Genomic DNA, 20,302 nt, shown 5'->3' on the forward strand with positions numbered 1-20,302 from the left:
ATCCGGGCTACAGGCCGGAGAATATGATTACGGCGCCGGGATCGACAGCAGGCTGGAAATGCTGCGGCCGCGGATGTCGTAGACGCGCGCGAACACCACGTCGTCGCGCTTGATCTCGACCATCACGGGGGCGGCCAGGCCCTTGCAGTAGAACTCGCCGAGCGTCATGGCGAAATCGGCCGCGTTGGAATCCCAGCCGATGGTGAAGTCGGGGCCGAGCGCGACCTGCGCCGGGCGCTGCGGACCGCACACCGCGACCTTCCATTTGCGATTGCGCGGCGGCACTTCCTGGCGCTCGACCAGCTGCTCGCGCAGTTCGTCCGAGGCCTGCTTCAGCGCGAGGCCCCAATAGTCCAGCATGAAGCGGTCGTCGGCGGCGCGCACGGTGCCAGCGATGTGGTTGAAGTGGGTGTATTGATAGGGATGCAGCCGGATCATCTCGGCGAGCGGCAGCGCGAGGCCAAAGCAGAACACGGCGAGCACGGCCGGCTGCCAGGCGCGGTGGTTGGTGCGCAGGCGCTCCATGGTCCAGGCGAAGGCGACGCCGCCGAGCACCGCCATCGGCGGGATCACGAACACGAAATGGCGGATGCCGTTGTAGAGTGCCGGACGCTTCACCATCGCGATCGCGAGCGGCAGGGTGGCCGCCAGCGTCAGCATCAGCAGGATAGTCTTGCGGCGCGCCGGAACCTCGCGGCGCGGCAGCATCGCGAAGGTGCTGAACACGGCGCCGGCCATAAACACCAGCATCACCTCGGGCAGCTGCAGCGCGAACAGCGTCGGCAGATAGGACCAGGGCATATCGGGCACGGACACGATCGCCCCGTCGAACATCTCCTTCCAGGGCTTCTCGAAGAAGTGCGAGAAATAGGTCAGGGCCTCGAATGGATTGCCGGGCTCCATGATCGACCACGGCCAGATCAGGCCCATCACGAGATAGCCGAACGCCAGCCCAGGCAGCAGCACATAGACGACATGGGCGAAACGCCTGATAGCCTCGCGCGTGCCCTCGGTGCGCAGCTCTTCCAGGAACAGCGGCGTGAAGCCGACCATCGCATAGACCAGCGCGAGCCCGCCAAGGATGCGGCAGCCGATCGACAGGCCGGCACCGAAGCCGACGATCAGGATCGTGCGCGGCGAGGGTTTTGGATATTCCTCGGCTAGCCGGACCAGGCCGAGCATCAGGATGATCATCGCCACCGCGAAGGGCGCATCCTTCGGGTTCATGAACATGTGGCCGTAGAAGATCGGGCAGAGCGCCAGCAGCAAGAGCGCGGCAAGACCGGCCAGCGGTCCGGCGACGCGGCGGCCGAGCCGCCACGTGACTGCAAGCCCGATTACGCCGACGATCGCGCCGACCAGGCGTCGCGTCTCGAACAGCTCGAGCGGGAGAATCTTGTGCAGAAGGGCTGCGACCATGTCGAAGCCGCCGCCGTACATATACAGGTTGGCGAACGAGAGGGCTGACGTGTCCCTGAAGCCGGAACCGTACATGCGCAGCAGCAGGTCGGCATATTCGGCATGGGTGTAGTCGTCCCAGCCGAGCCCGTAGTCGCGGAAGGTCAGGCCTGCGGTGACGGCGACGGCCGCCAGCACCAGCATGGCAAGGTCGTCGCAAGTCCGTTCAACCGAGCGCCCGAGAGGCGTGTCGATCGCCGAAGTCGTGATGGATGTCATGGCTATTGGTGACCCGGAATCCCCTCTTGGCCCTGCTGGCGCGCGCGGGCCTGTTCCCCGGAATCCCTATAGCGCAGTTCCATTACCAAGTAATTGGGCATTATGGCTAAATTCCTGATGCGACGCAGCAATTTCCAGAAACGCGGGAGCATATGAGAGCTAGCGGACCGTTGCTGAAGGGAATGTGAATAAGTCCCTGATATCCTTCCCTTTAGGAACGGTACGGGCAATTGGTCGTTGGCGAGGAACGCAGTATGACGGTATCGTGGCGTAACGGGTGCCGCGCGCGGATGCGCGGACGGGGATGGATTCGATGAGCTTGGCGTTGTTGATCGCAGGGATTTTCGCCGTGGCGGCGGGCCTCCTTACGGTCGCTTTTGGCTATTCGATCAGGGATTTCAGCCTCGGCAGCACGCTCATAACGAGCGGAACGATCGGCGTCTGCTCCGGAATGTTACTGATCGGCCTCTACATCGTGCTGCTCGAGCTGCAAGGCATCGCCAGTCGGCTGGCCGGGACGGCCGCGCCGTCGGAGGTTCGCGTGAGGCCGGTGCTGCCGCCGGGCCTCGCTGCGCCCAATACACCGGGCGCGGCTCCGCCGGAACTGGCTCCGGCGATGCGAGTCGAGCAGCAGCCATCGCCCGCTGCGCCGCCATGGCACGCCGAAGCGCCGGCGCGCGAACGACCGCGGGCCGAGGCACCGGCCGAGCCGGAAGCGCCTCCGCCCCCGCCCGCGGCTCAGGAGGCGCCCCGTCGGCGCAACCTGTTGTTCGCCTCGAGCTCACGCAAGGAGCGTGAGCGCGCCGAGGCCAAGGGTACCGGCACGGATGGTCTGCCGCCGCAACCACACGCTGAGCCCGCGGAGCCTGCCGCACCCGAAGCTCCGCCGGCGAGCTTCGACGATGCCTGGCCGAAGGCCGACCGTGCGCGGTCGCCGGAGCCGCCCGCGGCGCGTCGCCCGCGGCCGTCGTCGACCTTCGAGCCTGCTGCTCCTCAGCCCGCCGCACCTCCACCTCCGCCCGCGCCGCCGGCGGCCGAACAGCCGCCGGTGACGGTGCTCAAATCCGGCATCGTCGACGGCATGGCCTATTCGCTCTATTCCGACGGCTCGATCGAGGCGCAGATGCCGGAGGGCATGATGCGCTTTGCCTCGATCGACGAACTGCGCGCCCATCTCGACCAGCGCGGCTGAAGACCCGGCGCGTTCAAGTAAAGTCGCGCAATTGTTGTCGCGAGATCAGTAATCGGTTCATGTTGGCCAGTCGTCGTATTTCGGCCAAACGTATTGTTGACAGAGAATACTTCACCGCCGCCAATGCAGTCGCGACGGAGTCGGATTAGAGAGGTCGAGCCCATGTCGGATGTCGGGGCTAAAAATTTCATCGAGCTGACGGCCAACATCGTCTCGGCCTATGTCAGCAACAACCCGACGCCGGCCGCCGAGATTCCGAACCTGATCAGCCAGGTGCATGGCGCGTTGACGCGGGTGTCATCGGGCCGCGTCGAAGCGCCGCTCGAACCGGCAAAGCCGGCGGTCTCGCTGAAGAAGTCGATCGCGCCGGACTATCTGGTGTGCCTGGAGGACGGCAAGCGCTTCAAGTCGTTGAAGCGCCATCTGCGCACCCAGTACAACATGACTCCCGAGCAGTATCGGGAGAAATGGGGCCTGCCGGCCGACTATCCCATGGTCGCGCCGAATTACGCGGTGGCGCGCTCGCAACTGGCGAAGAAGATGGGCTTGGGACAGCAGCAGCGGAAGCGGAAGTAACTCTCTAAGACGCGTCCGCGAGCGCCTCTTTCGCGTCGGTCTTGATGCGTTCGACCATCGAGCGCAGGCCGTTGGAGCGCTGCGGCGTCAGATGGTCGCGGAAGCCGAACTCGTCGAACACGGAAATCGCATCAGTCGCGAGAATCTCCTGCGGCGTGCGGCCCGAATAGAGTGCCAGCACGATCGCGACCAGCCCGCGCACGATGTGCGCGTCGCTATCGCCACGATACTTCAGGATCGGCGCGCCATGGCCGCGATCGACCAGCTTCTGGAGCCAGACCTGGCTGACGCAGCCATTCACCTTGTTCGCGGCCGAATGCTCTTCCTCGGGCATCGGTTCCAGGGTGCGGCCGAGCTCGATGACGTACCGGTAGCGGTCGTCCCAGTCCTCGAGGAGCTCGAAATTGTCCCTGATCTCGTCAATCGCAGTCATTGATGGCCCGTGGTTCGCGCTTACCACCAATATAGGGACGAGGGCTGCCGAAATCGATAGGATTTGGCGCCTAATTCGCCGCTTCCGGACCGCGCCATTCCAGCGCGAGATCGTCCTGGGTCAGTGTGTCGCGCGGCGCTTCGGTCGCGGCCGTATCGCCTTCACCGGCGACCGTGATCGAGCCGGTGTGGTCGGGCGCCTTCTTGTCGGGCTTGTCGTTCTTCTCGTTGGTGATCTGCTCTTTCTTGTCGTTGATGATCTGGTAGATCTTCTTCGCGCCGTCCTGTGCCCGCTGGCCGATGATGGTGGCGGCCTGTCCGCCGACCTCGCAGGCCGCCGGCTGGCGCTTGCAGAACTGGCTCATGTCGGAGACGGCCGCGGTCGCAGCCTGCACCGCGTCGGCAGCGCCGATCTGCGGCAGCTTGTCCGATTCGGGCGTCTTGTCCCGCGGCAGGAGTACCAGCACCAGCCCGAGCCAGAATGTGATGCGGAGCAGAAAGCGCATCTAATCGACCTGTATGTTAGATCCCGCCGCGGCGATCCCCGCAGAGCGTGTCGGACCTAGCAACTCTCGATAAATCGCAAGTGATTGCCTTCCGCTTAATTCGCGGAAAATTTACGCAAAAATCTTCGCGATCGGAGGTCTCGTAAATATTCGATTGATAGCTGCGCCCGTGGTGTTCCGGCCCTCGCGCATCCACCAATTCGAAACCATGAAAGGGACGGCGAAACCCTGTGTTCACCATCCCCGATGATGACATCGCCAAATCGCCTAAAAATCTCCGCGATGACGCGGTGTCGGGCCGCAGGCCGGATCGCCTTAGCACTCGTTTAAGGTCGCTCTGACACGTTGGCTCAACGACAAGGAGGCGTTCCGGCACGTCTTCAAAGACGATTGAGCCGAAGCGCGAGACCCGTGACAGTTTTGAGTATCATCCGCGATTGTCTCGATGCGCTGCTGCATCCCTCCGCGCGTTACGATGCGCTGACGCGTGCGCGCCATCGGGCTTTCATGGCGCCGCGGCTTCTCGGAAGCCTGGCTGCCTTTGCCGCATTTCCGGTCTATCTGGTCCTGCGTGGCGCGCCGAGCGCGATCGAAGTTGCGGCCTTCGCCTGGCTGATCGCGCCGATCATGCTGTCCTGGTTCCTGTCGCGCACCGGCCGCTACGAAGGCGCCCATGTGCTGTCGTCGCTGGCGCTTGCCGGCCTGATCATGGCGATTGCGGCCACGACCGGCGGTATCGAATCATTTGCGGCGATCTGGCTGGTCGTGGTTCCCCTCGAAGCCGCGCTGTCGGCCTCGCGCCGCGTCGCGGCCTTTGCCTCGCTGCTGGCGCTGTCCTGCGCGGGCCTCTTGATTCTGCTGACCCAGCTCGGCTGGTTGCCGTCCGAACATGTCAGCGCGGCACAACGCAGCGTGATGATGGCGTTCGGCGTCGCTTCTGCAACGCTCTATGCCGCCGGCCTCGCCTTCGGCGCCGAGTCGCTCGCACGCACCAGCGTGACGCTGCTGTCGCGCGAGGAGGAGCGCTATCGCCTCCTGGCGCGCAACATGAGCGACGTGATCTCGCGGCATCAGCGCAACGGCGCGGTGCAGTTCATCTCGCAGGCCGCGGAGGCCATGCTCGGCATGCCGGTCGCGCAGCTGCTCGGCCATGGACTGTTCGATCGCGTCCATGTAGCCGATCGTCCGGCCTATCTCACCGCGCTCTCCGATGCTGCGCGCGGCGACGTCCGGAGCGTCGAATTCCGGCTGCGGCGGGAGCCCACCGGTTCCGAGCGCGGCCAAGGCAACTATCAGGTCGATTTCATCTGGGTGGAGATGCGCTGCCGGCCGCTCGATCAGGATTTGGGCCGTGATGTCACGCGCGAGGCCGAAGTCGTCGGCGTGATGCGCGACGTCACCGATCGCAAATTGTCCGAGCAGGCGCTCGATCAGGCCCGAAGTGCTGCGGAAGCGGCCGATGCCGCCAAGACGCGTTTCCTCGCCACCATGAGCCATGAGCTGCGCACGCCGCTCAACGCCATCATCGGCTTCTCCGAGATGATCGCGCAGGAGCAGACCCTGGTGCTGGCAGCCAGCCAGCGCAGGGAATATGCCGAGCTGATCAACGCGTCCGGCCAACATCTGCTGTCGGTCGTCAACGGCATCCTCGACATGTCGAAGATGGAATCGGGCAATTTCGAGATTGCGTCGGAGCCGTTCGCGCCGCGCGCCGCGCTGATGCATTGCTGCAATCTGCTGGCGCTGAAGGCGCGCGAGAACGGCATCGATCTCATCACCGATGCGCCGCAGGATCTGCCTGTCATGACCGGGGATCCGCGCGCCTTCAAGCAGATCGTGCTCAATCTCGTCGCCAACGCCGTCAAGTTCACCGAGCGCGGCGGCCAGGTCACCGTTGCCGCCTCGGCGTCGACATCTCAGATTACGTTGCGCATCAGCGACACCGGGGTCGGCATCGCGCCCGACGATCTCAAGCGCATCGGCGCGCCGTTCTTCCAGTGCGGCAAGACCTATGAGCGCCGTCACGAGGGCACGGGCCTCGGCCTGTCCATCGTGAAGAGCCTCGTGGCGTTGCATCTCGGCGAATTGACGGTACAAAGCAAGCTCGGCGAGGGCACCGCCGTCACGGTCAAGCTGCCGCTGGTCTACACGCCGCCGCAAGCGAAGCCCGCGGAAAGCAAGATCGCGACGTTGACGCCGGTGCTGCGCCAGGAACTTCAAGACCGGACTCAAGACCGACAGACTCAAGAACGACCTCAGGACCAACCTGCTCTGGTGAAGAAAAGTGCCTAGAAAGCCTGCAAAGGACGAAGCTGCTCCGCGCCGCCGTGGCGCCAAGGCCGCGGTCGTGGATGTCGAGACCGAGCGCAATCTCGTCATGCGCGTGCTCTTGCACAGCCCCAAGGACACGCTGGCGGGTCTCGTCGCCGCCGCGGCCATCAGCGCCATCGTTGCGAACGCGCTGTTCCTGCAGACCGGCCGGCATCCGGCGCCGATGTTCGGCACCGTGATCAATCTTCCCGCGCCGTCGTCGATGTCGCTGTCCAATCCCATGCCGCGTCCGCGTCCCGTCGGCGCCGACACGTCGCCGCTCGAGCCGAAAGCAACCGAGTTTCGCGTCGAGCCGAAACCGGCCGAGAAGGCGCCGGAGAAGCCCGCCGAGACGACGGCATCGACGCCGCGTGCGAGCGATCCCATGACCAATCTGGTGATCAAGGCCACGACACCCACGCCGGCACCGTCTGCGGTGGCGGTCGCGCGTCCGCCGGCCCCGATCCCGGTGCAGCAAAGCCCGGCGGCGCGTCGCCTGTCCGGCGTGCAGCGCGCGCTGTCCGAATACGGCTATGGGAATTTGAAGATCACGGGCACGATGAGCGGCGAGACCCAGTCGGCGATCCAGACGTTCGAGCGCCAGCACAAGATGCCCGTCACCGGCCAGGTGTCGGACCGCCTGCTGCGCGAGCTCGCCGCCGCAATTGGCCATCCGGTTGAATAGTCGCCACGTCAGCGAGGCTGGTGCTGATCCAGGCGCTGGCCTATCGTGCTTCTCATGCGCCTGAAATCAAACATATGGGTCGCGGCCTATCTGCGCCGGTGCCAGACCGAGGGCGTGTTCGGCGCGGTGCGCCGTCGCGGCGCCGAGGAGGCGGGCGCGGTATTCGTGAAGGTATCGCTGCTCGACGGCAACGCGATGCTCTACGTGCCGGCGCCGCAGACCGTCTATGACGATGGCCGGCCGGTCGATCGCTTCTTCGTGCCGCTCGCGCCTCAGCCGATGCCGGAGCAGGCCGTGGAGGAGCGACTGACCAAGGAGATCCGCTTCGATCCGGACGCCTGGGTTGTCGAGACCGAGGACCGCGCGGGGCGGCATTTTCTGGAACTGGCGAAAGCCTGACGAGGGCATGGACTCGCTGCATAAGTAGCAGCCTCGTCGACAGGCGGTTTCGCGGTCGGAGGATCAGGAGCAACTGCGCAGGCGCAGCGGCTTCACCGCGCGGGCCGCTGCAGTCCGTTGGCGATAAATGCGGCGCTGCCGTCGGGCGAGTTCAGATACTGAAGGAAGGCGTTGGCGCTCGCCGACTTCTCGGTCGCTGCCGAAACCGCTGCCGTGTAGGTGGTGACGTTTTGCAGCTGCGACGGCAGGGCGCCTGCGAACTCCACTTCCGGGACGGATATGATGTTGGGCACCGTGATGATCGTCAGATCAGCTTCGCCGCGCGCCACGGCTTCGACCGGATTTCCGCTGATCTTTCTGAGCTTCGGCTGCATTTGCGGGCTGATGCCAAGGCGATCGATCACGCTGAGAAAGTATTGTCCGCTGGCGCTGTCGGAAGCGTAAGCGGCGGAGTTGGCTGACAAGAGGGACTGGCGAACCGTATCGGGCGAGCTGACATCGAACTTTGGAAGCCCTTTCCGAACCGCGACGCCCGTCAGGGCCACCGCGAGGTCGGCCCGGGAGTTGCGGACCGCCTTTCCCTCCGTGATGAGATCGTCGATTTGCCCGGGCAGCAGCAGCGCAACGTCAAATGGCGCACCGCCGTCGATTTCCCGTTTCAGTGCGGCGACCGCGCCAAAGCGGATCGTGAGCCTGTGGTGGGTCGATTTCTCGAAATCGGGGACAAGCCGGGACAGCACAGGCTTCAAGGACGGAGTGCTGAATACGGTAATCTCCTCGGCAGCCGCGGCCGGTGCACCCAGGCAGGCCGCGACGACTGCGAATACGACCGCTTTCCTCATGACGCTCCCAGCTCCAACAGGCACATTCGAGCTGGAAGCTAGCGAAGCCAAGGCGTATCTTGAAGCTCGCATTTGCTACATATCCGTAGCTTCCTGGGTACGCCTCATGGAATGGTCAGATCGTATCGGGCATCGCATTTCCCCCCGCGATCTGCACGTGTTTCTCGTCGTCGCCGCCGAACTCAACATGGCGAAGGCCGCCGAGCGCCTGTCGGTATCGCGACCGGTCGTCTCGCGCACCATCGCGAGTCTCGAGCACGTGCTTGGCGTGCCGCTGTTTGACCGGGGCGCGCGCGGAAGTGAATTGACCCGCTACGGCGTCGCCCTCGCGAACCACGCCGCCGTCGTTTTCGACGAACTTCGCCGCAGCGTCGCCGCGGTCCAGGAGATGGCGACCCCCGGCACCGGCGAGGTTCGGTTCGCGTCCAGCGAGATCTGGGTGGCTGGTCTCGTTCCCGCGGCGATCGAGCGCGTGTCCCGGCGATATCCTCGCCTGAGATTCGACGTCGAGGCTATCACCCCGTCCACGCTTCAGGCCTATCTCGGCGAGCGCCGCGGTGAGTTTGCCATCACGCGACTGACCCGGAATGCGCCGGAGCCGGACATCGAAGTCGAGGGCCTCTACCGGGAACGGCTCGTGGTCGTCGCGGGTTCGGGGAATTCCTGGATCGCCTGTCGTAAGCCGAAACTGGCGCAGTTGATCCACGAGCCCTGGATCGTCTCGCCATTCGAACTCGACGAGAGCTCGCCCTTCATGAAAGCGTGCGCAGCGGAAGGCCTCTCTCCACCTGCAAATCGCATTCTGAGCAATTCTCTCAATCTCCGCGCCGGGCTGCTCGCCACTGGGCGGTTTCTGACACTCGTTCCGGGCTCCGTCCTCGCGTTCCCGCCGTGGCGCACGCTTCTAAAGCCCATTCGCGTTGATCTACCGAGATGGGAGTTCCCGACAGCCGTGTTCAAGCTGAAGAACCGGACCCTGAGCGCCGGCGCCGAAGCTCTTCTGAGTGCCGTCCGGCTGGAAGCCAGGCGATTCGAAAAGGCCGGCGGCGGCGCAGTCGGGCTCTGATCCTACCGATCCGATGAACCGCCGGTGCCGCCCGCACCGTTCCCGCGTGACGCCGCGCCAGGCCACGAGCAACGCGAGCACGGGCCGCACTTACGCGGGTTTGAGCGCGCGCATTTCCCTGCGCGATCGGGCCGAGCGGGAATCTCAATGTGGCGCAATCGTGATGACACTGCCGACGTGCGTGCGGCAAATTCGCATACGATTGAAGCCAGGCGGAATCCCTTGCGCGATTCACACATCAGGTGTGACCAATGGCGCGAGTATCAGACATAGAAGTCCGGTAAATTCACCAAGCTGAAATCTTCAACTTGGTCCGAGAGAACACCGCCATGGCCAACGCAACGCGAAGCAATCCCGGCAAGACGTTCAAGGTGGAAAACAACACCACCGGCGCATTTTGGCACAATAGCGCGCAAAACACGCTGCCGCCTCCCGACATGATGGGCGCTTACATGCGCAATCGTCCGGTTCCGGCCCATCCCGTGAAGGGTTGCAAGGCGTGGATCATCGGCAGTGGCATCGCGGGCCTCGCGGCCGCGTTCTACATGATCCGCGATGCCGGCATGGCGGGCGAGGACATCACCATCCTGGATGCGCTGCATGTCGAGGGCGGGTCGCTCGACGGCGCAGGCGATTCCGAGAACGGCTACATCATTCGCGGCGGCCGCGAAATGAACTGGAACTACGACAATCTGTGGGACATGTTCCAGGACGTGCAGGCGCTCGAGCTGCCGGCAGGTTACAGCGTGCTGGATGAATATCGTCTGGTCAACGACAACGATCCAAACTTCTCCAAATCGCGGCTGATGCACAAGCGGGGTCAGATTCGTGACTTTGCGACGCTCGGCCTGTCGAAACCGCAACAGTGGGAATTGATCAAGCTGCTGCTGAAGCGCAAGGAAGATCTCGACGACGTCACCATCGAGCAATATTTCAGCGCGGGCTTCCTCGAGACCAATTTCTGGTATCTCTGGCGATCGATGTTCGCATTCGAGAACTGGCAGAGCCTCCTGGAAATGAAGCTCTACATGCATCGCTTTCTCGATGCGATCGACGGGCTGGCGGACATGTCGGCCCTGGTTTTCCCGAAGTACAACCAGTATGACAGTTTTGTTCGTCCGCTCGTGAATCATCTGCGCGAGCGGGGCGTGAAGGTGCAATTCGACACGCGCGTCTACGATCTCGACATGAGCGTCGAAGGCGATACGCGTACCGTGACCGCGATCCGGGCGAAGGTGGGTGGCGCGGATACGACCATTGCCGTCGGTCCGCAGGACAGGGTCTACGCACTGACGGGGTCGATGACCGAGGGCACCGCCTATGGCGACATGGACCATGCCCCGGTGCTCCAACGCGGCAAGCACGAACCGGGCGAGGACAGCGATTGGACGCTGTGGAAGAACCTTGCAAGAAAGTCTCCCGTTTTCGGCAAGCCGGAGAAGTTTTACGGCAATGTCGATCGCTCGATGTGGGAATCGGTGACGCTGACCTGCAAGCCGTCGGCCTTCGTCGAAAAGCTGAAGGAGCTGTCGGTCAACGACCCCTATTCGGGCAAGACGGCCACTGGCGGCATCATCACCTTCACCGACTCGAACTGGGTGATGAGTTTCACCTGCAATCGCCAGCCGCACTTTCCGACCCAGCCCAACGACGTTCTGGTGGTTTGGGTTTATGCCCTGCTCATGGACAAGGAGGGCAACTTCGTGAAGAAGCCGATGCCCGCCTGCACCGGGCGCGAGATCCTTGCCGAGCTCTGCTATCATCTCGGCATCGAGGGGCAACTTGACGACGTGGTGGCGAATACGAAGGCGAGGCTCGCCTTGATGCCTTACATCACCGCGATGTTCATGCCGCGCGCGGCGGGCGATCGGCCACACGTCGTTCCTGCCGGCTGCACCAATCTTGGCCTGATGGGTCAATTCGTGGAAACGTCAAACGACATCATCTTCACGATGGATAGTTCGATCCGTACGGCGCGCGTCGCGGTGTACACGCTCATGAACCTGCCGAAGCAGGTTCCCGACATCAGCCCGACGCAATACGATATTCGCAACATCCTCAAGGCCGCCCGCGCGCTGAACAATGGCGAGCCTTTCCCCGGCGAACGCCTGATGCACCGGCTATTGGACAAAACCTATTACGCTCACATCCTGCCGCCGCTACCCGAGCCCGAGGGGGCGAGACGCGAGATGGCCGAGGGCGAGCTGACTGGAATTTTGGGCAAGGGCAATCAACTGCTCAGCGTCGTATCGGGTTGGCTGGAGCGGATTCGCGAAAACGTCACGGCGCGCAAGAGTTAGAGCAGCTTCGCGGAATCGCGTGTCTCTAGTGGTCCGATGATCCGCCGGAACCTGTCCGCACCGCAGGCGCGGAGCCGGGCTGCACGCCCGGCCGCGTCTGGCTTGCGCCCGCACGTGCGCGCTGGCGTTCGCCGTCATGCAGCGACGGCTGATATTTGGCGCGGGTGACGGCGAGCGTCGAGCCGCGCCAGGCGGCGAGCATCACCAGCGCGGAACGGTCGCTGAGGCGGTCGTAGAGGCGCGACAGCCGGTAGACTGCGTCCACCGAGTTGCCGATCTCCGGCTTGAAGAACAGCAGGATGCGCTGGAAGTTCGGGCTCGGCATGTCGAGCGCGCGCGCGGCGATCGCGAGAGCCTCGCCGCCGGCATCGTCGACGATCTGCGCCGCGACGCGCGAGGGCAGGATCAGGCTGTCGCCGAGCTCATAGGTGAAGTTCTCGACATCGCCCGCGATCGCCGCCATCTCCAGGATCTGGATCGCGCGCTTGGCGCGCACGGTCGGAATCCGCGGCGCGGCCTTCAGCGGCGTCTGCGCCAGATTGTGCAGGATCAGCGCGCGCTGGCTCGCGTCGGCGCCGAAGAACATGTCGTGGATTTCGGCGGCTTCCTTCGGCTGCATCGCCATGCTGGCGGCCATGCGCTGCTCGGCGTCGGTTGGCGTGCGGGCAGGCGAGGGGGCGGATGCAGCACGCGGGATTTCGCGCGCGAGCGGCACTCTGCGGCCTTCCTGCGCTGCGACCAGTCCGAGCTTCTGGAGGACTGGGATCGGCGTCTGCGGATAAATCGCAAGCTTCGCCTTGACGGAAGCGCGTGTCGCGTCGTCGACTTGCTCGATCAGCCGCGTGGCGAGCTCGACGAATTGCCGCTGCTCGTCCTCGCTGTGGGTGGGCGCCTGGACATACAGATCGGTCAGCACCCGCAGCAGCGTCGGGCGAACATCGACGCCCTCGCGGCGGGAGAGTGTCATCAGCCCGTCGAATCCGGGAAACAGCGACTTGGTCATGGAGGCGTACGCAACTTGGAAGAGACGGTTGCCTCAGCCTATCAGGGGTTCCTTTAAAGGCTCGTTAAGGAAAACGAGGTGTGAAGCAAACGCGCTCATTTCAGCCGTTTTCGTGTCGCTGCGGGACGCTCGGGCCGGCCCGTGCGGTTACGGTCCGAAACCCTTGTTTACACCCCGTTAACCATAAACTGATCCTAATGACGCCCATGTTGCAGGGGCGCATTTTGTCGCGCGGCAATTGAGAGAGCTGACATGGGGACCATCATCGAATTTCCGGCCGGTCGCCGGGTGGGCTCGTCGGGGGACGTCACACCGCGCGCGGACATGGGGACGATTCTGATCCTTCCCGTCATCCGTATCGAGCGCGAGGCGGACGAAACCAACGGCGATCGTGGGCCGGAAGCGGGCACAGCGCCGGGGCGCCGTCGTCGTCGTCGCTAGGTTCCGGCCTTTGCAATGCCGGACTCCATCCGCCAGATCCGCACAATCGCAACGGCCATCCTGCTCGCAGCTGTGGGCGCGGCGCTCGCCGCTTGTAGCGGCGGCGATTTCGGCCGCACCCGTGCCGACATGCGCAGCGACGACATGCATCGCTGGCTCGGCGCCGAGGTCACCGGTAGCCTCGGGCTGAAGGCCTCTCAATTCCAGCTCACCGACGAAGAACGTCAGCTTCGCGACCTCGCCTATCCCATGATCGAGCCGCCGCTGTCGCGGCCTGCGTGGAAGAGTGTGTTCGGCGACTACAAGGCGTTGCCGTCGCCGTGGCGGCAGACGATCGTGTTCGACCGCACCATGTATGGCCGTACGCTGATCGACGAACCGCATCGCTCGCATTCCTCGCGCTATGCGCAGCTGATCGAGGACGTGCGCAACGACATCACCCGCTTCGAGCCGTTCTTCGCCAGCGCGATCCGCGTCATCGATCTCGACAGGAAGCGTGAGGCCAGCATGGCGCGCGTCTCGGTGCTGTCGCCGCAGGAAAGGGCCGACGCCGTCGCACGCATGCAGGAGAACTCGCTGATCATCCAGTGGGTCCAGCTGTCGCTCGAGCAGCGTGTCTCGTCCTATCGCTTTGCGCTGGAGCGGCTGGTGATCCAGGCGCCCGACGGCATGGCTGCCGATGCCGACCGCCTGATCGGCGAGCTCGCCGCCCAGACCACCAATCCGCCGGTTGCCTCGCAGCCGGCTTACGGCCGCGCCGTTGTCTCGAAGGGCTGACGGCTCGAAGGGCTGACGGCGGATCGCCGCGCCTGCCGACGCATCCGGTTGCGGCCGTCTCGGCGTCTGCAGCTCCCATCGGCGCGAGCCGCGATCCCGGGCCGCCGTGACGGCGGCCATTCCTGCCATCATGGCGAGAATCACGTCCCGGTGCTACAGGGACGGGGGCGAGAACTTATGTTGGCCGCGGTCGACGCTGTTCAGCTTTTGGTCGAGCCGCCCCGATTGGTGCTTGTTCTCCCAAGCCATGGCGCTAGGATTGGGCACTTATACCAAGTCATTTTGCACGAAGGTCTTTGGAGATGAGCATCAATTCCGCGATGCCGCTTGACGCCCGTCGAAATTCCACGCCTCTGCGAAAATTGCTGGCCCTTGCCATCCTGCTCGGATCGACCGGATCCGCCGCCGCCCTGACCAAGGAGGCGGCGATCGAGAACTGCCGGATGACCGTCGGCAAGCCGATCGTGCACGCTTGCATGCAGGCCGGCGGCGGCCGCAAGGGCGGCGCCGACCTCGAAGCTTGCCGCGCCACTGCGTCTCCGAAGGTCAAGGCCTGCGTGACGGCGGCGCTCAACGCCGCGAACGGTCGCGCCAACGTCGCCGTCGAGTTGCCGAAGGAGGCTGCGCCGAAGCTCGATCCCGGCACCGCCCTGCCAAAGGACTTCGTCGCGCCGCCGCGCAATATCTCCGACATCACGGCGATTCTCGACGGCGAGAAGCCCGACGAGAAGATGATCGCGGAGCTGAAGGCGGACGCTGGCGCTACGCCGACCGGCAAGGAGTCCCGTCAGGATCTCGCGCAATTCTATTTCGATCGCGCCAATGCCCGTGCGCAGCTCGGCCGGCTCGCCGAAGCCACCGCCGATGCCAATAAGGCCGTAGAGGTGGGAAGCGGGGCCATCAGCGCGAACATGATGGGCCGATTGATGCAGCTCCAGTCGCAGCAATATGCGCTTGCAGGCGATCCCAAGCGCGCGCTGGAGATCATGCAAAAGCTGTTGCGCGAATTTGCCACCGTGCCAGGTGGGAAGGGATACGTTTTCAACGCAAACCGCACGGTTGTGGCCATTCTCATTCAGATGGGCGACATCGCGCAGGCAGAAACCTATCTGCGCCGCAGCCTGGCTGCCATTCAGGAATGGCGCACCAGCGGGCTTCCGGGATGGCGCGCCAGCTATGCCAGGTTCGGCCAGACCTGGGAGGGCGAGATCGAGATTTCGCGCGGCATGATCTTCGAGGCGCGGGGCCAGTTTCCCGAAGCCGAGGCTGCCTATCGCGCTGCGGAGATTCGCAAGCTCGCGGGCAACAAGAGCGTGCTGGAGTCGGACAATCCGCCCGCAGAGACCCTTCTGCTGCAAGCCGTTGACACCATGGTGTTGAATCAGGCGCGCATGAAGGCCAGGCAGGGCAGGCTCGCCGAAGCCGAGGTCGATGTGCGCCGGGCACTGCTGTCGCGCCTGAAGGACACCGGCAAGTACAATCCTGTCACGCCGCGCTTCGTCATCGGGTTGGCCAGCATTCTGGTCGATCAGGGCCGTTACGACGAAGCCGAAAAGTTGGGACGGGTTGCGCTGGAGATCAACAAGACGACGGGGGTGCCGGATGACTCGCAGGCGACGGTGCAATTGCTCTCGCAGCTCGCCGGCATTCTGGGCTTGCAGCGAAAATCTGCCGAGGCGAACGAGATATTCGCGAGGATCGATCAGGCGATCGCCAATTGGGAGCCGACGCGCCGCCAGGTGTTCGAGCTGAATCCGGGGCGCATTCTCTCGCTCTACAATTCCGGCCAGCTCGACGCCGGCATCGCTGCCGCCGAGCAACTGGTCAAGAAGCAGATCGGGCGGGTCGGCGAGAACCATTTCGATGCGGCGTCGGCGCGCGGCACGCTCGCGATCGGATTGATGCGCGCACAGCGCGATGCCGACGCGATCCGGGAGTTCAAGGCCGCCATTCCGATCTTGATGGCGAACGCAAACGAGAACGCCGACGACGAGAATACGACCGTCGTGGCTGCGCGCAGCCAGCGGCTCCAGACCATCGTCGAGAGCTACCTCCTGCTGCTCGCGCGGGCCGAAGGCACCGGCAGCGGCGTCGGCGAAGAGACGTTCGGTCTGGCCGACGCGATCCGCGGCCACTCCGTGCAGCAGGCGCTGGCCGCCTCCAGCGCGCGCGCGGCGGCGAAGGATCCCGCGCTCGCCGAGCTCGTGCGCAAGGAGCAGGACCTCACCAAGCAGGTCAATGCCCAGCTCGGCACGCTCACCAACGTCCTCGCCATTCCCTCGGCGGAGCGCGACGAGAAGGGCGTGCAGCAGATCCAGGCCTCGATCGTCGCCTTGCGCGGTGAACGCGACAAGGCGCGCCAGGAGATCAAGCAGAAGTTTCCGTCCTATGCCGATCTGGTCTCGCCGAAGCCGCCGGCCGTCGCCGAAATCCGCGCGACGCTGGCCGACAACGAGGCCATGCTGTCGTTCTATTTCGGGCAGAGCGGCAGCTTCGTCTGGGCGGTGCCGAAGTCGGGCCCCGTGGCGTTCGCGGCCGTCAAGGCCAGTATCGGCGATATCGAGACCAAGATCCGCAAACTGCGCGAAGCGCTCGAGCCGCAGGCGGCGATGATCTCGGACATTCCGCCGTTTGATCTCAAGCTTGGTTACGAGCTCTACGAGCTGTTGCTGAAGCCGGTCGAAAGTGGATGGAAGCCGGCCAGAAATTTGATCGTGGTCACGAATGGCGCGCTCGGCCTGCTGCCGTTGTCTCTGCTGCCGACGGCGCCGGCCGAGGTGGCACAAGACGAAGACCCGTTGTTCGTCAGCTACCGTAACGTGCCATGGCTGGCCCGTACCCACGCTGTGTCGACCGTGCCATCGGCAGCCGCGTTGCGCACGCTGCGGCAATTGCCGCCTGGCAAGCCCGGCCGCGGGGATCTCGTGGCGTTCGGCGATCCTTATTTCAACAAGGATCAGCAAGCCGAGGCAGAGAGCGATCAAACCAAGGTTCAACTCGCCGACGCGGGTGGCAACGTCACGCGCGGCATGCCGCTGAAGCGTCGCAGCAGCCCGAAGCTCGACGGTGTCGATAGCGCCGAGCTCGGCCTCTTGCCTCGTCTTCCCGATACAGCCGACGAGCTGAAATCGATCGCGCTGGCCCTGCAGGCAGACCCTTCGAAGGTGCTGTTCCTCGGCAAGAATGCGACCGAGAGCGCCGTGAAGACGATGAACCTCTCGGGCTTCAGGATTCTCGCATTTGCCACGCACGGTCTTGTTCCGGGCGAGCTCAACGGCTTGACGCAGCCGGCGCTCGCACTGTCATCGCCAGCGGTGACGGGCGAGGGCGGAGACGGCCTCCTGACCATGGAGGAGATCCTCGGCCTCAAGCTCGACGCCGACTGGGTCATCCTGTCGGCTTGCAACACCGGTGCCGGTGCCGGCGCCGGCGCCGAGGCAGCCTCCGGCCTTGGCCGCGCGTTCTTCTACGCCGGAACACGTGCCTTGCTGGTGACCAACTGGTCGGTGCATTCGCAATCGGCGCGGCAGCTGGTGACCGACCTGTTCAAGCGGCAGGCCGACGATCCCAAGTTGTCGCGGAGTGAAGCGCTGCGGCAGGCGATGATGGCCCTGGTCGACGGTCCCGGTTACCTGAACGGCGAAGGCAAGACCGAGTTCGCCTATGCGCATCCGCTGTTTTGGGCTCCTTACACGATCATTGGCGATGGCGGCGTGCGCTGACGGCAAATGAAGAACGGCAAGTGAAGAGAGGTGGAATTGAAATGAAGCGGAATATCTTGCCGGCGCTGATCGCGGCAGGTCTCCTGTTTTCGGGAGCGGCGAGAGCGGCAACACAATTGATCACGGACGAGGAAGCGAAGCTGCCGCCCCCGAAGGGTGCAGTCGCGGCCGACCGGCGCGGCATCTTGCGCGGGCCGAAGGTCGAATTTGTTTCGCCGAGCGATTCGGTCAGCTCGCCCTTGCACCTGGTCTTGAAGTTCGAGTCCTTTGGCGGAGCCAAGATCGATCCGGAGTCGGTCAAGGTGATGTTTCTGAGGACGCCGAACGTCGATCTGACGGCGCGAGTCAAACCGTTTGTCCAGGCCGACGGCATCAACATACAGGATGCCGAACTGCCGGCGGGCGAATATATGGTTCGCGTCGACATCAAGGACAGCGATGGACGGCCCGGCACGAACATCTTCACCTTGAAGGTCGCGCCTAAATGAGGTGTCGTTGAGGTGAAATGTCCCTATTGCCAATCCGAGAATCTGGAGGGCGCCCTGATCTGCGCGTCCTGCGGGCGTGACGTCGCCGTTCCCGCGACGCTGATCGCCGAGCGCGACGATCTCTTGCGCAAGCGGGACGCCTTGCGCGCCGAGCTCAGGCAGGCCAGGGAGGAGATGGAAGCGATTAGGCTACGCAGGAAGTCGCGCTAGCAATGGAATGCCCGTTCTGCGCCGAGACGATCAAGGACGAGGCCATCGCGTGCAAGCACTGCTCGCGCGACTTGCGCGTCGTGCGGCCGACTCTCATCGAGATCGAGGAGATCGTTGCCGAGCTCGACAAGCTCAGGCGCGATCTCGATCGCGTCAACATCCGGCTGGAACGGCAGAAAAATCCACTGCGATATCTCGGAACGCACGCGGTTCTCTACGTCATTATTCCGTCGATATTGCTCACGGTCACCCATATTCTCGTAACCATCACGTTCAATCTCTCGCCGGTCCCGCTCCGGATAGCGTCGATCATCATCCCGCTTCTGTTCGGGCTCCTTGCATATCCCCTGCACAGGGTTTCCGCGCTCGGCGCGCTCGTGCTGGCGTTGCTGCTCGCCAGCGTCAGCATCCAGACAATGCTGACGGTGACGGGCCTCCACGATAGCGTTCCGATCCTGCCGACGGTGTGGGTCGAATGGCGCGAGGTGTTCGAATACGGTGCGAGCATCCTTCTCGCTTTCGTTTCCGGAAACATCCTCGGAGTCGTGATCTTCCAGGTCTTGCCGCGCGTGCTCAGCCAGGGAGGCAAGCCGAACGCATTTGCCTTCAGGATGGCGCGTCTGCTCGGGCAGCATGTCGGTGAGGAACAGCTCCGCCGCCGCGCCCGCTTGATTCAGGATCTGATGCAGACCGTCGGGCCGCTGGCAGGCGTCGCCGCAACGGCCGTTGGTTCGATCTACGCCGGCCTGAAGGGCTTGCTTGGGTAGTCGGACCGTGGCCTCATTTCGCGCAGCCGCGATCAGCGTCCGCGTTTAGATCGTTGCTTCCGCAGCTTCCCGACAAAATCCTTCAGCGCGTCGGCAAGCGGCACAGATGCGCGATAGGCCAGCCCGACCTCGCGTTTGACCTTCACCTCGATCTCCCGGATCGCGATATCAGGATGGCCCTTGGCCACGCCCTCCGGGACGATGGCGATGCCTACGCCGGCCGCGACCAGGGCCATCGCCCAATCCTCCGATTGCGCGATGGCCGCGGATTGACGCCGTTGCGCGGCGCGGCCGAAGAACGCGCTCTGCTCGCAATGGCAGCGATCGATCATGGGGAATTCGGCGAGGTCGGCGGCGCGAAGCCGCTCCTTCAGCGTCAGCGGATGCGACGGCGGCAGTGCGGCGACGTAGCGCTCGCTCCAGAGCGGGACGAAATGCTCGTCATGCCCAAGCATGCTCTTCGAGATGATCCTTGCATCCGCGCGCTCGTCGTGGCCCACGAGCCGGAGCGCGATGTCGCTGCGTGACGTGAGCGGTTTCAGCAGCGCGATGGTCCGGGGCACGTCGAGCGTGCGCATCAGGCCGAGCGTCAGATTGGTCCTGGTGCTGGGCTTGCGGAACAGGCTGCGTGCGGCATCGGCCTCGTCGATGATGCGGCGCGCCAGCGCGTGAAACTGCTCGGCCGAGGCGGTGGGCGCGACGCCCTTCTTGTGCCGGATGAAGAGCGTGGTGCCGAGCTCGGCCTCCAGATTGGTGATTGCGGTGGAGATCGACGGCTGCGACACGAAGCAGGTGCGCGCCGCGGCCGTGAGGTTGCGTTCACGATAGACGGCGGCGAAGTAGCGAAGCTCGCGGATGTCCATAGTCCAATCCTATAGATATCATCAATAGTCGATATTTTACCTATTG

At 64.2% G+C, this 20,302-nt stretch carries 19 protein-coding genes; 13 read left to right on the forward strand and 6 right to left on the reverse strand.

All coding sequences use genetic code 11. The features are described from left to right. Positions 1 to 27: 27 nt before the first annotated feature. Entirely contained in the window at positions 28 to 1,677 is a 1,650-nt protein-coding gene (locus tag ACLFLU_RS14640) for a glycosyltransferase family 39 protein (protein WP_426412876.1), read from the reverse strand. Positions 1,678 to 1,990: 313 nt separating this feature from the next. Here ACLFLU_RS14640 and ACLFLU_RS14645 point away from each other — a divergent pair, with 313 nt between their 5' ends. Together ACLFLU_RS14645 and ACLFLU_RS14650 are read left to right on the forward strand one after the other, a co-directional pair. Further along, positions 1,991 to 2,869 (forward strand): DUF308 domain-containing protein, encoded by an 879-nt coding sequence (locus ACLFLU_RS14645; RefSeq protein ID WP_426412877.1) that lies wholly within the window; start codon positions 1,991 to 1,993, stop codon positions 2,867 to 2,869. 162 nt (positions 2,870 to 3,031) lie between these two features. Then, entirely contained in the window at positions 3,032 to 3,445 is a 414-nt protein-coding gene (locus ACLFLU_RS14650) for a MucR family transcriptional regulator (protein WP_426412878.1), read from the forward strand. A 4-nt stretch (positions 3,446 to 3,449) separates the two neighbouring features. Here ACLFLU_RS14650 and ACLFLU_RS14655 read toward each other — a convergent pair whose 3' ends face one another. Further along, entirely contained in the window at positions 3,450 to 3,878 is a 429-nt protein-coding gene (locus ACLFLU_RS14655; protein ID WP_426412879.1) for a SufE family protein, read from the reverse strand. A 70-nt stretch (positions 3,879 to 3,948) separates the two neighbouring features. Beyond that, the gene (locus ACLFLU_RS14660) at positions 3,949 to 4,383 is read right to left on the reverse strand and encodes a DUF5330 domain-containing protein (RefSeq protein ID WP_426412880.1); all 435 of its coding nucleotides are present in this window, start codon (positions 4,381 to 4,383) and stop codon (positions 3,949 to 3,951) included. A gap of 411 nt (positions 4,384 to 4,794) precedes the next feature. On the opposite strand from ACLFLU_RS14660, the gene ACLFLU_RS14665 reads away from it, so the two are divergent. Genes ACLFLU_RS14665 through ACLFLU_RS14675 form a run of 3 tightly spaced genes read left to right on the forward strand, consistent with a single transcriptional unit; the run spans position 4,795 to position 7,777 of the window. Beyond that, entirely contained in the window at positions 4,795 to 6,675 is a 1,881-nt protein-coding gene (locus tag ACLFLU_RS14665; RefSeq protein ID WP_426412881.1) for a PAS domain-containing sensor histidine kinase, read from the forward strand. Further along, positions 6,668 to 7,378, forward strand: a complete 711-nt coding sequence (locus tag ACLFLU_RS14670; protein WP_426412882.1) for a peptidoglycan-binding protein — start codon at positions 6,668 to 6,670, stop codon at positions 7,376 to 7,378. The genes ACLFLU_RS14665 and ACLFLU_RS14670 overlap by 8 nt, the downstream gene beginning before the upstream one ends. A gap of 54 nt (positions 7,379 to 7,432) precedes the next feature. Then, on the forward strand, positions 7,433 to 7,777 hold the full coding sequence (locus tag ACLFLU_RS14675) for a DUF1491 family protein (RefSeq protein ID WP_426412883.1): 345 nt from the start codon (positions 7,433 to 7,435) through the stop codon (positions 7,775 to 7,777). A 92-nt stretch (positions 7,778 to 7,869) separates the two neighbouring features. On the opposite strand, the gene ACLFLU_RS14680 is transcribed toward ACLFLU_RS14675, so the two are convergent. Beyond that, the gene (locus ACLFLU_RS14680) at positions 7,870 to 8,619 is read right to left on the reverse strand and encodes a molybdate ABC transporter substrate-binding protein (protein ID WP_426412884.1); all 750 of its coding nucleotides are present in this window, start codon (positions 8,617 to 8,619) and stop codon (positions 7,870 to 7,872) included. Between ACLFLU_RS14680 and ACLFLU_RS14685 the strand changes: the two genes are divergently transcribed. Together ACLFLU_RS14685 and ACLFLU_RS14690 are read left to right on the forward strand one after the other, a co-directional pair. After that, entirely contained in the window at positions 8,618 to 9,685 is a 1,068-nt protein-coding gene (locus ACLFLU_RS14685; protein ID WP_426412885.1) for a LysR family transcriptional regulator, read from the forward strand. The genes ACLFLU_RS14680 and ACLFLU_RS14685 overlap by 2 nt on opposite strands. A gap of 329 nt (positions 9,686 to 10,014) precedes the next feature. Further along, complete coding sequence (locus tag ACLFLU_RS14690; protein ID WP_426412886.1) at positions 10,015 to 11,985, forward strand: oleate hydratase; 1,971 nt, start codon at positions 10,015 to 10,017, stop codon at positions 11,983 to 11,985. 25 nt (positions 11,986 to 12,010) lie between these two features. Here ACLFLU_RS14690 and ACLFLU_RS14695 read toward each other — a convergent pair whose 3' ends face one another. Then, positions 12,011 to 12,988 carry a DUF2336 domain-containing protein gene (locus ACLFLU_RS14695; RefSeq protein ID WP_426412887.1) on the reverse strand — a complete coding sequence of 326 codons (978 nt, stop codon included), beginning with the start codon at positions 12,986 to 12,988 and terminating at the stop codon, positions 12,011 to 12,013. Between the two features lie 252 nt (positions 12,989 to 13,240). On the opposite strand from ACLFLU_RS14695, the gene ACLFLU_RS14700 reads away from it, so the two are divergent. From ACLFLU_RS14700 to ACLFLU_RS14725, 6 genes are all read left to right on the forward strand, one after another. Beyond that, positions 13,241 to 13,429 carry a hypothetical protein gene (locus ACLFLU_RS14700; RefSeq protein ID WP_148778718.1) on the forward strand — a complete coding sequence of 63 codons (189 nt, stop codon included), beginning with the start codon at positions 13,241 to 13,243 and terminating at the stop codon, positions 13,427 to 13,429. 15 nt (positions 13,430 to 13,444) lie between these two features. Next, positions 13,445 to 14,206 (forward strand): hypothetical protein, encoded by a 762-nt coding sequence (locus tag ACLFLU_RS14705; RefSeq protein WP_426412888.1) that lies wholly within the window; start codon positions 13,445 to 13,447, stop codon positions 14,204 to 14,206. 302 nt (positions 14,207 to 14,508) lie between these two features. Continuing rightward, positions 14,509 to 17,928, forward strand: a complete 3,420-nt coding sequence (locus tag ACLFLU_RS14710) for a CHAT domain-containing protein (protein WP_426412889.1) — start codon at positions 14,509 to 14,511, stop codon at positions 17,926 to 17,928. Positions 17,929 to 17,969: 41 nt separating this feature from the next. Continuing rightward, positions 17,970 to 18,416, forward strand: a complete 447-nt coding sequence (locus ACLFLU_RS14715) for a hypothetical protein (protein ID WP_426412890.1) — start codon at positions 17,970 to 17,972, stop codon at positions 18,414 to 18,416. 12 nt (positions 18,417 to 18,428) lie between these two features. Next, a complete protein-coding gene (locus ACLFLU_RS14720; protein ID WP_426412891.1) occupies positions 18,429 to 18,626 on the forward strand; it encodes a hypothetical protein in 198 nt (65 codons plus the stop codon). 2 nt (positions 18,627 to 18,628) lie between these two features. Next, entirely contained in the window at positions 18,629 to 19,393 is a 765-nt protein-coding gene (locus ACLFLU_RS14725; protein ID WP_426412892.1) for a hypothetical protein, read from the forward strand. 32 nt (positions 19,394 to 19,425) lie between these two features. Here the strand turns inward: ACLFLU_RS14725 and ACLFLU_RS14730 are convergent, their stop codons facing one another. Continuing rightward, positions 19,426 to 20,256: a LysR family transcriptional regulator gene (locus ACLFLU_RS14730; RefSeq protein WP_426412893.1), complete on the reverse strand. Its 831-nt coding sequence runs from the start codon at positions 20,254 to 20,256 to the stop codon at positions 19,426 to 19,428. Between the last annotated feature and the right edge of the window lie 46 nt (positions 20,257 to 20,302).

Source organism: Bradyrhizobium ganzhouense (assembly GCF_049949285.1).
GTDB classification, from domain to species: domain Bacteria; phylum Pseudomonadota; class Alphaproteobacteria; order Rhizobiales; family Xanthobacteraceae; genus Bradyrhizobium; species Bradyrhizobium ganzhouense.